Origin of the sequence: Singulisphaera acidiphila DSM 18658 (genome assembly GCF_000242455.2) — a bacterium.
Taxonomy (GTDB): domain Bacteria; phylum Planctomycetota; class Planctomycetia; order Isosphaerales; family Isosphaeraceae; genus Singulisphaera; species Singulisphaera acidiphila.
In genome coordinates this window covers 4,710,058-4,724,613 of the sequence record NC_019892.1, presented here as the reverse complement: position 1 = coordinate 4,724,613, position 14,556 = coordinate 4,710,058, and the positions used below count along the sequence as shown (strand labels likewise).

Genomic DNA, 14,556 nt, shown 5'->3' with positions numbered 1-14,556 from the left:
CGGTTCCGTGTGCTTACTCTCACAGTGGTCGTCACGCAAGCTCAAACCGCGGTTTCATGGGCATGACCAACCGACTTCGAGTCTCTTCACGACGCGTGGTCCCCGTTATTGGATGGGAATACGTCGCCGTGTGATCGATCGAATACGATCGGTGAATGATGCAACCCAGATTCCTGTCCATCAAGTTCCATCACAGGAACCGGCGGACGGATCGGGGTGGTCAAGCGATCGGCTGTTAGGACCGGTCGGCTGCGGCGATCACTCGCCGTGCACTCCCGGCCTATCGACCTGGTCGTCTTCCAGGAGCCTTCGCACTTGCGTGCTGGAAACCTCGTCTTGAAGAGGGCTTCGCGCTTAGATGCCTTCAGCGCTTATCCTTTCCCGACCTAGCTACCCGGCGGTGCCCCGAGCGGGACAGCCGGTACACCAGAGGTCGGTCCTCCCCAATCCTCTCGTACTAGGGGAGACCCTTCGCAAGTTTCCTACGCCCACGGCAGATAGGGACCGACCTGTCTCACGACGGTCTGAACCCAGCTCGCGTACCGCTTTCATTGGCGAACAGCCAAACCCTTGGGACCTTCTCCAGCCCCAGGATGCGATGAGCCGACATCGAGGTGCCAAACCTCCCCGCCGCTATGGACGCTCGGGGGAGATCAGCCTGTTATCCCCGGAGTACCTTTTATCTGTTGAGCGACGGCCTTTCCATCCAGCACCGCCGGATCACTAACGCCGACTTTCGTCCCTGCTCGACTGATGGGTCTCGCAGTCAGGCACCCTTCTACGTTTGCGCTCTTGTTGCCAGATTGCCGACCTGGCCGAGGGTACCATTGCACTCCTCCGTTACTCTTTGGGAGGAGACCGCCCCAGTCAAACTGCCCGATGAGCACGGTCCCGGTCCGGGCTACGGACCGGTGAGGATCAGAGTCATTTCAGGGTGGTATTTCACCAGTGGCTCCCCGACGGCTGGCGCCGCCGGATCACGGCCTCCCACCTATCCTACACAGAAAGGACGCTGACCCAGTGCCAACCTGCAGTAAAGGTTCACGGGGTCTTTCCGTCTGACCGCGGGTACGTGGCATCTTCACCACGGCTACAGTTTCACCGGGTCCCTCGTGGAGACAGTGCTCCAGTCGTTACGCCATTCATGCAGGTCGGAACTTACCCGACAAGGAACTTCGCTACCTTAGGACCGTCATAGTTACGGCCGCCGTTTATCGGGGCTTCGGTCGCCAACTTCAGCTTACGCCTCATCGGCTCCCTTAACCTACCGACACCGAGCAGGCGTCAGACTCTATACGTCCTCTTGCGAGTTGGCAGAGTCCTGTGTTTTTGATAAACAGTCGCTAGAGCCGATTCTCTGCGGCTCTCCTTACGGAGAGCACCCCTTGTACCGAAGGTACGGGGTCATTTTGCCGAGTTCCTTCACGAGGGTTCTCCCGAACGCCTTCGGATACTCGCCTAGCACACCTGTGTCGGATTGCGGTACGGGCCGGATGGTTCGTCCCGACGGGGCTTTTCGTGGCCGGCTCGTCATCAGGCTTCCAGATCGAATGCTGTCGGCCTTGCGGCACGGGGTCATCTAACACCCCGACCTGACTGGAACCGGCGTCCTCCGTCGTTCAACCTTACCATCGGGTGGCGGAATATTAACCGTCTGTCCATCGGCTACGCCCTTGGGCCTCGCCTTAGGTCCCGACTGACCCTGGGCGGATTGACCTTCCCCAGGAAACCTTGTGCTTTCGGCGGACAGGCTTCCCACCTGTCTTGTCGTTACTCGTTCCGGCATTCGCACTCGCCCACGCTCCACTGGTCGTTTCCATCCAGCTTCGTTGCGGTGGGCGACGCTCTCCTACCATCATTGCTGATCCGCGACTGCGGCACGACGCTTAGTCCCCGTCATTTTCGGCGCGGGATGGCTCGACCGGTAAGCTGTTACGCACTTTTGAAATGATGGCTGCTTCTAAGCCAACATCCCGGCTGTCACCGCGATCCCACTTCCTTTGCCACTGAGCGTCGATTTGGGGGCCTTGGTCGGCGGTCTGGGTTGTTTCCCTTTTGAACGTGAAGCTTATCCCCCACGTTCTGACTCCCGGGGTCCGTCGTGCGGTATTCGGAGTTGGGTTTCGGAGGGTAGGCGGGAAGCCCCCCTACCGAATTCCGTCGCTCTACCCCCGCACGATATGTCCCGAGGCTGGCCCTAAAGCCATTTCGGAGAGAACGAGCTATCTCCAGGTTTGATAAGACTTTCACTCCTCCCCACGGGTCCTCCCCCAGTTTTTCAACACTGGTGGGTTCGGTCCTCCACGACCGGTTAGGGTCGCTTCAACCTGCCCATGGGTAGTTCACCTGGTTTCGCGTCTACTGCACCCGACTATGGCGCCCGATGAAGACTCGCTTTCGCTACGGCTCCCCCCCTGAAGGGGTTAACCTGGGGCCGGATACAGTAACTCGCCGGATCATTATGCAAAAGGCACGCGGTCACGCGGCCCGAAGGCATCGCGCTCCCACCGCTTGTAGGCACGGGGTTTCAGGTTCAGTCTCCTCCCCTTATCGGGGTTCTTCCCACCGTTCGGTCGCCCTACTGGGTTCGCTATCGGTCGTCATCGAGTGCTTAGCCTTGCGGGATGGTCCCCGCCGATTCAGGCCGGGTTTCACGTGCCCGACCCTACTCGGGTACCGAAGAGGGGAGATTGCATCGTCGCCTACGGGGCTATCACCCGCTCTGGCGCTCCGTTCCAGGAGGCTTCGGCTGACGCTCACTCATCCCATGTTATCGGCCCCACGACCCCGCGTGGTGTCCCACGCGGTTTAGGCTGATCCCCGTTCGCTCGCCGCTACTGAGGGAGTCTCGGTTGATTTCCTTTCCTCCGGGTACTGAGATGTTTCAGTTCCCCGGGTCTCTACAGGCATTCCGGGATCGACGTTCGTTGGGCAACTCCCCCGGACATATCGCAGCCTTCCACGCCTGTCTCTCTGATGACGCCTAGGCATCCCCCCCGTGCCCTTAGGAGCTTGACCACGCCGATCCGGACGCCGCGGTTTCCCGAAGGAAGCTCGACAGCCGAATCTGCGAGGGGTCAGTCCCCGATCTGTCTTCGATCGAGTGCCCAGCGTCTCGCGACGCAGGCTCACTCTCACTTGGGTAACGATCCCCATTGTGAGGCCGGTCGCTGTCGCAGCGATCGACACTCACGCATCCGTAAGGGTTCCACTGTATTGTGGAGAGATTCTTCTACTTGGTCTGCCACGACCACTTGTTTGCGGTTCTCACTTGCGTGACCTAACCACCGGATTGTGAAAGAGCAACCGAATTCCCATTACAACCCCGCAAGGCCGAAGCCTTGAAGAGCCATGCTCGGAATCCGCACTGGCCGCTGGCCAGGGGGTGAGACCGCGTACGGTCGCACCCCGCACCCAGCAGTGCAAAGCAAACGGAAGAACAGAAACAGAAAGGACCCCTCGAGTGAGGGGTCCCCTCATTGGTCGATCGTGTTCGTGGTGAGAAAACCTTCGTGGGAAGCCGGCGTAAAACCATCTGATCAAGGAGACGGTGCCGATGCGGCTCTTCTCGAATCGCGACGGTGACCGAAGCCACGTCCCTCGATTCTCAGAGCCGAGATTTTCTAAGAAAATCCTTAGAAAGGAGGTGATCCAACCGCAGGTTCCCCTACGGTTACCTTGTTACGACTTAGTCCCCATCACGGGTTTCATCTTCGGCGCCTGCCTTGCGGCTCCGGCGACTTCGGATGCCCCCCGCTTTGGTGGCTTGACGGGCGGTGTGTACAAGGCTCAGGAACACATTCACCGCGGCATGCTGATCCGCGATTACTAGCGATTCCAGCTTCATGCGGGCGGGTTGCAGCCCGCAATCCGAACTGAGGAACGGTTTTTGCGATTAGCATGACTTTGCAGCCTAGCAACGCTCTGTCCGCCCCATTGTAGTACGTGTGCAGCCCCAAGCATAAGGGCCATGAGGACTTGACGTCATCCCCGCCTTCCTCCGGCTTAACGCCGGCGGTCTGTCTAGAGTTCCCGGCACGACCCGCTGGCAACTAGACACAGGGGTTTCGCTCGTTAGGGGACTTAACCCAACACCTCACGGCACGAGCTGACGACAGCCATGCAGCACCTGTGCACGTTGTTCCTTGCGGCCTCACCGACGTTTCCGCCGGCTAATCCGTGCATGTCAAGCCTGGGATAAGGTTTTGCGCGTAGCCTCGAATTAAGCCACATACTCCACCGCTTGTGTGAGCCCCCGTCAATTCCTTTGAGTTTCAGCCTTGCGACCATACTCCCCAGGCGGGGTACTTCACGGTTTCCCTACGACAGGGAGCCCATCGGCGAGCCCCCTATCCAGTACCCATCGTTTACGGCCAGGACTACCGGGGTATCTAATCCCGTTCGCTCCCCTGGCTTTCGCGTCTCAGCGTCAGTAGGCATCCAGGACCTCGCTTTCGCCACGGGCGTTCCTTCCGATCTCAACGCATTTCACCGCTCCACCGGAAGTTCCAGGTCCCCCTATGCCCCTCCAGACTCGTCGTATCCACGCCCGTTCCCCGGTTGAGCCGGGGGATTTCAGCGACAGACGCACGAATCCGCCTACACGCGCTTTAAGCCCAATGATTCCGAATAACGTTCGCACGGTTCGTCTTACCGCGGCTGCTGGCACGAACTTAGCCCGTGCTTCCTCCAGGGATCAATCAAGGCTTTTCAGCCCTTTTTCCCCCTCGACAGGAGTTTACAACCCGAAGGCCTTCATCCTCCACGCGGCGTCGCTCGGTCAGGCTTGCGCCCATTGCCGAAGATTCTCGACTGCAGCCTCCCGTAGGAGTCTGGGCAGTGTCTCAGTCCCAGTGTGCCGGGCCACGCTCGCACGCCCGGTAGGCATCACAGCCTTGGTGGGCCATTACCCCGCCAACAAGCTAATACCACGACAGCCCGTCCCACGACGCCGAAGCTTTGGCAAAACACCGATGCCGGTGTCGTTGCGTCGCTGGGGATTACCCGCGGTTTCCCGCGGCTATACCCAATCCTGGGGTTGGTTACCGTCGCCTTACTCACCCTTGCGCCACTGGCCTTGCGGCCCGTTCGACTTGCATGCCTAATCCACGCCGCCAACGTTCATTCTGAGCCAGGATCAAACCCTTCGAGATTGGTCGTCTCTCTTACTCCGAAGAGCAATGAGAGCCGGTCCTCACCTTCAAAAGGGTTGAGGAATTTGCTAACTGGTCGCAGCTCGAGTTCACCGGGGCACGCCCCTGCTCCCTCGTGCTGTTGGCTGTTGGATCCGTCTCCGTCGCGATTCGACCTCCAACCAAACGGGGTCGAGACGACTCAAACGGCTCCACGCCGGCTTCCCTCAAAGGTTCTCTTCAACCACAAGAACCACGATCGACTGGATTGTCAAAGAACGAACGTGCTATCGAAGCGATTGGCCGGAGTGACTTGCCCTGGGGGCGTGTCACGCCGGCCGACTCTACCGACAACATCACGGCCCGCTGTCTTGGTCGTCGGTTTCCCGTCGCCAGGTCAGCCGGCCGTTGCGTCGTCACCCGTGGTGACACAGGCGACAAGGGAGATAATACCAGGATCCGGACCAGAGTCAATAACTTCCCGAAGATTTCGCAGCGACTCCCTCGAAAATTCGCGGGTCGCTGCGTGAAGAGCCCGGCAAGTGGCTACGGTCGGCTCAACGGAAGAAGGCGGCCGCCTCGTTGTAGTACGAGAGGTCAAGGGTCTTGGTGGCGGCGACACCGTCTGCCAGGGTGGTTTCGATGATCTTGGTGCCCGAGAGAGCGACCATGGTCCCGAACCGCTTCTGAAGCACGAGGTTGCCGGCAGCCAGGCCGAACCGGGTCGCGAGGACGCGGTCGTAGGCGCTCGGGGGACCGCCGCGCTGGAGGTGTCCGAGGACGACGCAGCGGGTCTCAAACCCGGTCTGCTTCTCGATCTGGTCGGCCACCACGTTGCCGACGCCCCCGAGGCGGGCGTGGCCGAAGGCGTCGCTTTCGGCTTCGAGGGTGACGATCCCCTTGTCGGGGAATTTGGCCCCTTCGGAGACGACGACGATGCCGTAATGCTTGCCACCGGCCCGGCGACGCTTAAGCACGTCGATGACGTGCGGCATGTCGATCGGCACTTCGGGAACGAGGATATAGTCGGCTGCGACGGCGATTCCCGAGAAGCAGGCGATCCACCCGGCGTGCCGGCCCATCGTCTCGACGACCTGGATCCGGCGATGGCTCTCGGTGGTGGTCCGAAGCCGGTCGACACATTCGGTCACGATATTGACGGCGGTGTCAAAACCGAAGGTGAAATCGGTGACCATCAGGTCATTGTCGATCGTCTTCGGCACGCCGATGGTCGGCAGGTTGAATTCCTTGTGAAGCCGATGGGCGACCCCAAGGGTATCGTCGCCGCCGATCGCGACCAAGGCGTCGAGGCCAAGCTCCTTGAAGTTCGCGCGGAGCGCGGGGAGGTCGCTCTCGGGGTTCTTGAAGGGATTGGTCCGCGACGAGCCGAGGATCGTGCCCCCCTTGGCGATGATCCCGTCGGTCAGGTTGGTATCAAGGTCGAGGGTCAACTTCTGGACGAGTCCGCGCCAGCCCTCGAGGAGGCCGACGCAGGTGCCCCCTTCGTTCGTGACGCGCTGGACGACGGCGCGGATCACCGCGTTGAGACCGGGGCAGTCTCCGCCGCCCGTCAGTAAACCGACTTTCATGAATCGTTCCTAGCTCGTTCTTGGAGCCGGCCACGATTGGGCGTTGGAAACGCGTTGATCCTTGATTTGCAGAGTCATCCTGCGCGTTTTCAGACGCCCGCATGGAACCGGCACGTTCGTAACACGTGTCGCAAGTTTAGCAGCGGGCCACTCTGCGTGGGGTCTCCGGGGGCATCCCATGCGCGAGAATGCCCCCCGAAATTACCACAGGATCAGCAGGATATTCTAGTCGATTTCACCACAGACCCGAATCGGGCGCGGAGGGATCAGCTTGAACTCGGCCGCCCCTTCTCGGGCATCAGGACCCGTTCGACCCAGGTGGTGTCGACCCGACCCTCGATAAAGTCGCGGTTCCGGAAGATCCGGCGATGCAGAGGAATGGTGGTCTGGATCCCCTCGATCACCAGTTCGTCGAGCGCTCGCCGCATGGTGGCGATGGCCTCAAGGCGGCTCGGGGCGTGAACGATGAGCTTACCCACCAGCGAGTCATAGTTGGGCGGGACCGAGTAGCCCACTTCCACGTGCGAGTCCCAGCGCACGCCGGGTCCGCCCGGAACGTTCAGCATGGTGATCTTGCCGGGCGAAGGGCGGAAGTCGTGGTCGGGGTCTTCGGAGTTGATCCGGACTTCCATCGCGTGGCCGCGAGTGACGATCTGCTCCTGCGTGAACGGGAGCGGTTCACCCGAGGCGATCAGAATCTGTTGCTTGACCAGGTCGATGCCGGTGACCATTTCGGTGACCGGGTGCTCGACCTGGATCCGCGCGTTGACTTCGATGAAGTAGAAATTATTGTCGGCGTCGACGAGGAATTCGCAGGTGCCGGCGTTGACGTACCCGGCCGCCTTGGCGAGCCGGACGGCGGCTTCCCCCAACTTGATGCGCACTTCGAGGGGGAGCGACGCCGGCGCTTCTTCGACGAGCTTCTGATGGCGGCGCTGAAGCGAGCAGTCACGATCCCAGCAGTGGACGATGTTGCCATGGGTGTCGGCGAGGATCTGGACCTCGACGTGGCGGGGCCGATCGATGAACTTCTCGAGGTAGACGCTCGAGTTCTTGAAAGCGGCCTCGGCCTCGTTGCGGGCCCCCTGGAGGGCCGGGATCAGGCTCTCCTCATCGCGGCAGACCCGCATCCCCTTGCCGCCCCCCCCTGCCGCGGCCTTGATCAGCACGGGATAGCCGATCGAGCGAGCCAGGGTGAGCGCCTCCGCGTTGCTGGAGATAGGGCCGTCGGAGCCGGGCACGCAGGCGACCTGCGCAGCGGCGGCAACGGTCTTCGCCTCGGTCTTCAGGCCCATCTTGCGGATCGACTCGTGGGGCGGTCCGATGAACTCGAAGTTACAACTCCGGCAGATCTCGGCAAAGTGCGGATTCTCGCTCAAGAAGCCGTAGCCAGGGTGGATCGCCTGGACGTCGGCCACCTCGGCGGCGGCGATCAGGCGGGGAATATTCAGGTAGCTGTCGGCGCTCGGAGCTTTGCCGATGCAGATCGCGCGGTCGGCCAGCTTCAAGTAGGGGGCGTTGCGGTCCGCCTCCGAGTAGACGGCAACGACCTGGACCCCCAGTTCCTTGCAGGCGCGAATGATCCGCAGCGCGATCTCGCCACGGTTGGCCACCAGGATTCGCTGAAACATTCGGAAGTGCGTCCCGTATTCGAAGGGCGTCTCACGTTGGTCCAGGAAGCCCGCCCTCGCCCCCAATCAGAGAGAGAAGAAGAGAGACAAGGCTTCCGGCCGCGAACCAATGAAAAAAAGGAGAAACGCTCTTAGGCTGGTTGGACTCGGAACATGGGCTGACCGAACTCGACCGACTGGCCGTTCTTGACCAGCACTTCGGTTATCTTGCCGCTGAGGCCCGCCGGGATGTCAGTGAAGACCTTCATGGCCTCAATGACACAGACGGTGCTATCAGGGCGAATCGTGGCCCCGACGGTGACGAACGGCGGCGCATCGGGGGAGCTGGAGGCGTAATAGGTGCCCACCATCGGGCTCTTGATGACGGCATCATCCGACACGGGGGGCGCCGTCGGGATGGAGTCGATCCGAGCCGGTGCGGCGACCGGGGGGGGTGGGGCCGCATACAAACCGGGCACGGCCGGAGCCGGGGCCGGTGTCTCGTTCCGCCTCCGCAGGCGAATCTTCGTGGGGCCTTCGACCAGGTCAATGGCCATCAGGTCGTACCGCTTCATCAGTCGGACGAGCTGGTGGATGACATGGACGTCGAAGGGGGGAGTCGGTTCCGTCGGCTTCTCCGGCATTCTGACACTCCGCAAGCGGCACTCTTCGGGCTGGGCTCACGAGACACGGACCGTGTCGAGCGACTTAGGTACGTGGGTCAAGACCTCGCAGCCGTCGGGGGTCACCAGCACGTCGTCTTCGATCCGGATGCCGCCCCAGCCGGGCAAGTAGATGCCAGGCTCGACGGTGATCACCATGCCGGGTTGGAGCGTGACGCCGGATTCCTTGCGGAGCGCAGGGGCCTCGTGAATGTCCATGCCCAGGCCATGCCCCAGGCCATGGGTAAAAAAACGGCCGAAACCGGCGTCCTCGATGACGGAGCGGGCTTCGGCGTCGACATCTCGGGCCTTGACCCCCGGGCGAATCGCGGCGATCCCGCGCTCTTGCGCCGCCAGGACGGTCCGATAGACTTTCTCAAACTTGGAGGTGACCTTACCGGTGACCAGCACCCTCGTCAAGTCACTTTTATAGGGTGAGGCCGTCGCGCCCCAGTCGACGAGCACGAAATCGGCCTGATCGATCCGCTTTTCCGCAGTCGGTCGAGCGTGCGGAAGGGCCGAGCGTTCACCAACGGCGACGATCGGCGGAAAGCTTGCCGACGAGGCGCCACAGCGCCGCAAGTAATTCTCCAGCGCGTCGGCCGTGTCCTTCTCGCTGTCCTGACCGCGAAGGCCCGCGCGGAGCATCGCGAAGGCGCGTTCGGCCATGCCGATGGCCTCGCGGATCTCGGCGACCTCCTCCTTGTCCTTGAGAACCCGGAGGTCCTCGACCCTGTTCTTGACCGGGACGAACTCCAAGGTCGACGGGGCCTGCTGCTTCAGGCTCTCGAACTCGGCGACGGAGAGCGCCGAGGGCTCGAAGCCGAGCCGATGCACCTCGTGTTTGCCAATCATCTCGGCGATCGCGCCGGTCATCATCTGACCGACCGGCCGGATGTGGAGTTCCAGGCTGGGACACTCCTGCTTGAGTTGGGTCGTGTAGCGGCCGTCGGAGATGACGAGCGCACGGTCGCGGGTCAGCAGGAGCGTCGAGTCATCGCCGGTGAATCCGGTGAGGTAGCGGACGTTGGTCGGCGAGCTAATGAGCAGGGCGTCGATCTGGTCGGCCTTGAAGGCCTTGAGCAACTTTTCACGACGATGCGGCGTTCGATCCATGATCCTGGCGTTGACCTTCGACGAGAGAAGCGTTCGATGTCGTGCCCCTTTGCTACCAGAGACGGCCGGCGCAGACAAGGGCGTGGACCTGGTGAAACGACGAACGGGGAGTGGTAAGGTGGTCGCGTGCTCGCGTTTCAAAGACCGAGGACCATGAGTTCTCGAATCGTCTTCGTCTTGTTTGAGAGGGAAAATCGATGCGCAGCAAAACAATGGCGGGCTTGCTCGGGCTCGCCCTGGCCGCCGGGGCCCTCGGAGCAGCCGCTGGGTTCAAGACGATCTTCGACGGGACCAGCGGCGCCGGCTGGATCACGAACAACGACCAGAAGCCGCTGGCCCAGGCCAACGTCCAGGCCGACGGGCTCAACCCGCACCACTCGGGGGGCTACATCGTCGTCCACGACCAACCTCACGGCGACTTCGTACTCGAGTTCGACTACAAGCTAACCGCAGGGTGCAACTCGGGCGTCTTCATCCGCGTCGGTGACCTCAAAGATCCGGTCTTCACCGGCCTCGAGATCGCAATCGACGACACCAAGGGGACCGGCATCCACGACACGGGAGCGGTCTACGACCTGGTCGCCCCTCGGGTCAACGCCCAGAAGCCGCTCGGGGAATGGAACCACATGACCATCACCGCCAAGGGACCGATCATCGAGGTCGCCCTGAACGGCGAGCCGGTCTCGAAGATCGACGTGGACCAGTTCGCTGAGCCCGGCAAGCGTCCCGACGGATCGAAGCACAAGTTCAAAGCGGCGATCAAGGATTTCCCCCGGTCGGGCTATTTCGGCTTCCAGGATCACGGCAAAGATTGCTGGTACAAGAACGTCAAGATCCAAGACCTGAATTAACCGAACGGCATCAGTCCTTCCCTCCAAGACTGATTCCCCCGTAGGACAAGCACGGTCTACCACCCCCTATCTCCTTGTCAGAGTACAGGTTTCGACGCCAAGCCGTGCCCGCCTCACACAAAGATATCGGATCACACGAGGGGGCCGACGACTCCAGATTCGCCGAGAAAAAAAAGAACGACCGCGACGGCTTGCAGGCCGTCGCGGTCGTTTCCGATTCAAAAGGTCGGTGTCAGTGAACGATCGCGTTGGTCACTTACCAGTCACCACCGCCGCCGCTATCACCACCACCGCCCCAGTCACCACCGCCGCCGCCCCAGTCGCCGCCACCGCCCCCCCAGTCGGCTCCACCACCGCCGACATCATCATTGCCGCCGACGATTTCATCACCGCCCGGATCGTATCCGGTCGACCCGCCGTAGGACGAGCTATCCCGGGTGCTGCCGTGGTGTCGACCCGAGAATTGGTCGTACAGCCAGTTGCCGGCCATCGCGCCCCCAATTCCTCCGAACAGACTCGACATGAAACCGCCGCCCCTCTGAGGACCGTAACCTTGGCCTCCCCAGCCCGGGCCGCCCATCTGGCCTGGTCGTCCCATCTGGCCTTGGCCGTAACCTTGCTGCTGGCCACCGCCGAGCAGACCGCCCAGGAGACGAAGTACGAACATGATCGCGACGATCCCGAAGCCGATCATGAGCAAGGTTCCGACCCCAGACGTTCCCCCTCGAGGCCGACCGGCCATGCCGCCGGGCCCCGGAACCGCGCCGGCCAGGGGGCCGCCCGCGAGTGCCCGTCCGATGGCATCGACGCCTTGATTCAGGCCTGCGTCGAAATCCCCCCGCTGGAATTCGGAGGCAATCGCCTTGTGAATGTTCTGTCTCACGTTCAACGGAAGCCGGCTCGTAAGCTGCTTGCGTGTCAGGACGTTGGAGATCAGATGATCGTCCTTCGAGATCAGGAGATAGACCCCCTGACCGCTATTGCGGGCGCGGCGTGTCGCCTCGTCGTTGATCAGGCTGCGCTTTTCCGGCGGCTTCAGGTTTGCGGCTCCAGGCAGAGATTCGACGGTCTCGATCAGGACCGGGATTCTGGACTCCCGTTCGATCCGATCCAGCTTGGCTTGAGCCTGGAGGACAGCCTCGGGGGAGAACATCCCGGCGCTGTCGCGGACCGACGCGGCCTGAGCCGAGGTGATCGACGTGGCCAGCAGCAGCGGCAGGGCTAGTAACCAACGTGTTTTCAACATGGTTGTCGTGACCTCGAGCAAAAAAACGAGTCTCGGTGAATCTCAGGCACGGCCGATCGCATTTTTTTAAAGTGGGATCCAGCCGAGCGAAGGCCGATCCGCCGAGTTCACACTGATCTATTCGCCCCGCGCACTCAATTATAGCGGGAATCCGCACGCCTCATGCCGACCAAGCGAAATCCCGCCTTCACGATTCCAGGATGTCGTCGAAGCGCGTGATGGCGACGACGTCAGCGAGGCGAAGGAGGACGCGGGAGCGATTGCGGCGGATGCCGAGTCGCACTGAGTCGTAGACATAGACCTCGCGGGTGGCCGGGCTGTCGCGAAAGTCATGGAGGTCGGCATCGACGAGTTCCAGGAACTCGCGATCGAAGCCGACGAAGCGGCCGAGGCAGACGTAAGTCGAGCTCAGATCAATGACGATGACCTGGCCAACCCACTGCGTAAGTCGTTCCGAACCGTCGAGGCCTTCCATCGCGATCGAGTTCTCCGCGCCGGTCGGGATTCTACTTCACTTCAATGATACGTCGAATTAGGGCTGGTTGGTTCGCCTTGACGAATTCTAGGGCCAGGGCTATCGTCCCGCCACCATGTCACCCAAAAACCCCCTTCTCACTGCCGGCCTGACCGTGCTCGGCCTGTTCGGGTTCGCGCCTCTGGGCGTTGCTGACCCGACCCCCCCTGCTCCGTCGGGCCCTAAAGCGTCCGTGGCACCGACCCCGTCTCACGCGGTGCTCCTATTAACCAATGGCCGTCTCTGCGAAGGAACCATCTCCGAGAACGGCACGGATTATGTCGTCCATACGAAGTTCGGCACGCTCTCATACCCCAAGCGGGATGTAGAGAAGCGTGCCGGTTCCGTCCGGGAAGTCTACGAGTACTTGCTCGAACGGCTTCCCGCCCGCGACCCGGACGAGCACATGAAGCTGGCGCTTTGGTGCTTGAACCAGAAAATGAAGCCCGAGGCCACGGCCCAGTTGAAGGAGGTCGTGAAACTAAGCCCCGCGCATGCGCAAGCCCTGAGCATGCTCGAAAAGATCGGAGGGGCCGAAGAACGCGAGGCGCATCGCGACCCGGCGTTCACCCTGGCCAACAACCGTCCCGAGGAGTTCGATTCGGCCCTGGCCGGTCGTGCCCAGCGCGGGCTTGAGATCTCGGCCCTGCCCCCGATTCCCGGCCTGCCAAAGGCGCTAGGAGTCAAGCGAGCCGACGAATTTTCCCGACATATTGATCCCATTCTTCAGAACCGCTGTTCCAAGTGCCACAACGAACAGTTCGCCGGAACCTTCCAGTTGATTCGGTACAAGACCAAGGCCGACCGAACGAGGGAGGCCCGCAGCGCCAACCTTGACGCGGTGCTCGCTCTGATCGACATGGAAAATCCGGCCAAGAGCGAATTCCTCTCGACCACGCTTCGGGCTCACGGCAACGGTGCCAATGCCCGGCCGATCTTCCGAGGGGCAAGCGACCAGGAGTATCGGACCCTCTCGACCTGGGTGAACAGCCTTCGAGTCAACCCCGCACCCACGAACATCGCCGCTCAGCCCTCGCGGATTGGGACGCCCGCCCCCTCGGAAGGCGAAGTCTTCGCGGCCGGCCGCAGTGGCCAAATGCCGTTGCCGCCGCTGACTCCGACTCCCGCCTCGCCGACGGCTGGCCGTTTCGACCCTTCGGTCTCAATCGGAGTCCCACCGCCTGCGTTCACTGCTGAGCAACTCGAGGCCATCGAGTACCAGAAAACCCATCCGGACGTGAACCCGGGTGGCCAGTTCCCCAGCCCGTTTGCCGTCTCGGGCGCCCGGCCCAAACTCGAGTCCGCCCCGCAGGCCAGGGCCGTTCCCCCGGGCGCACCGAAATTCGACCCTGCGACGGGTGCACCGCTGTTCGACCCTGTGACGGGCGCATCCCTGAACCCGGAATTGCCCGCCGGTTCCGTTCCCTCGGCCTCGGCAACGCCCCCGGCGGTTCCGCCAGCCGCGGCGACCGCCAAAGCCGCCTCGGCAACGCCCAAACAGCCGGTCAAGCTGGACCCGGCCCTTCTCGAAAAGGCCTTGATGAATCGTTACGCTCCCTGAATGCAGTAACGCTCGACGTCCCTGATCCTTTTGGAAGTTCAACGCTCATGCCGAACGGCCCCATTCCCGGGCCGTTCGGCCTTTTTTTGTTTGGTGTGCGGGGAGGAGCCTGCCTTTGGAATGGACGGGGCCCGATCTCCAACGAGCCCGGTCGGTGCCGAGGGGGTGGTCGGGCCTGCCCTGATCTCTTATGCTCTGACGCAAGATCAGGGTCGATGACACCTCGACCGGGCCGTGCGCCTCGAACTTTTGCTTGCTGCCCAGCCTCTTCTTTT

The 14,556-nt window shown here is 62.0% G+C and carries 8 protein-coding genes and 2 rRNA genes; 2 read left to right on the top strand and 8 right to left on the bottom strand.

Features of this window, described 5'->3' with window-relative positions; translation table 11 throughout:
* Window positions 1-216: 216 nt before the first annotated feature.
* From SINAC_RS18545 to SINAC_RS18520, 6 genes are all read right to left on the bottom strand, one after another.
* Window positions 217-3,018: ribosomal RNA gene (locus tag SINAC_RS18545) — 23S ribosomal RNA — on the bottom strand.
* Between the two features lie 621 nt (window positions 3,019-3,639).
* Window positions 3,640-5,153: ribosomal RNA gene (locus SINAC_RS18540) — 16S ribosomal RNA — on the bottom strand.
* The 16S and 23S rRNA genes sit together here, the layout of an rRNA operon.
* Window positions 5,154-5,689: 536 nt before the next feature.
* On the bottom strand, window positions 5,690-6,721 hold the full coding sequence (locus tag SINAC_RS18535) for a 6-phosphofructokinase (RefSeq protein ID WP_015247147.1): 1,032 nt from the start codon (window positions 6,719-6,721) through the stop codon (window positions 5,690-5,692).
* Between the two features lie 266 nt (window positions 6,722-6,987).
* Complete coding sequence (gene accC, locus SINAC_RS18530) at window positions 6,988-8,352, bottom strand: acetyl-CoA carboxylase biotin carboxylase subunit (protein WP_015247146.1); 1,365 nt, start codon at window positions 8,350-8,352, stop codon at window positions 6,988-6,990.
* Window positions 8,353-8,483: 131 nt separating this feature from the next.
* Window positions 8,484-8,975, bottom strand: a complete 492-nt coding sequence (gene accB / locus SINAC_RS18525; RefSeq protein ID WP_015247145.1) for an acetyl-CoA carboxylase biotin carboxyl carrier protein — start codon at window positions 8,973-8,975, stop codon at window positions 8,484-8,486.
* A gap of 36 nt (window positions 8,976-9,011) precedes the next feature.
* Entirely contained in the window at window positions 9,012-10,109 is a 1,098-nt protein-coding gene (locus SINAC_RS18520) for a M24 family metallopeptidase (RefSeq protein WP_015247144.1), read from the bottom strand.
* Between the two features lie 197 nt (window positions 10,110-10,306).
* Here SINAC_RS18520 and SINAC_RS18515 point away from each other — a divergent pair, with 197 nt between their 5' ends.
* Entirely contained in the window at window positions 10,307-10,960 is a 654-nt protein-coding gene (locus SINAC_RS18515) for a 3-keto-disaccharide hydrolase (RefSeq protein ID WP_015247143.1), read from the top strand.
* 256 nt (window positions 10,961-11,216) lie between these two features.
* On the opposite strand, the gene SINAC_RS38010 is transcribed toward SINAC_RS18515, so the two are convergent.
* Both SINAC_RS38010 and SINAC_RS18505 read right to left on the bottom strand, forming a co-directional pair.
* On the bottom strand, window positions 11,217-12,206 hold the full coding sequence (locus SINAC_RS38010; RefSeq protein ID WP_015247142.1) for a TPM domain-containing protein: 990 nt from the start codon (window positions 12,204-12,206) through the stop codon (window positions 11,217-11,219).
* Window positions 12,207-12,393: 187 nt separating this feature from the next.
* Window positions 12,394-12,681, bottom strand: coding sequence for a hypothetical protein (locus SINAC_RS18505; protein WP_015247141.1), 288 nt, complete (start codon window positions 12,679-12,681; stop codon window positions 12,394-12,396).
* Window positions 12,682-12,796: 115 nt separating this feature from the next.
* Here SINAC_RS18505 and SINAC_RS18500 point away from each other — a divergent pair, with 115 nt between their 5' ends.
* Window positions 12,797-14,281, top strand: a complete 1,485-nt coding sequence (locus SINAC_RS18500) for a hypothetical protein (RefSeq protein WP_015247140.1) — start codon at window positions 12,797-12,799, stop codon at window positions 14,279-14,281.
* The last annotated feature ends 275 nt before the right edge of the window (window positions 14,282-14,556 follow it).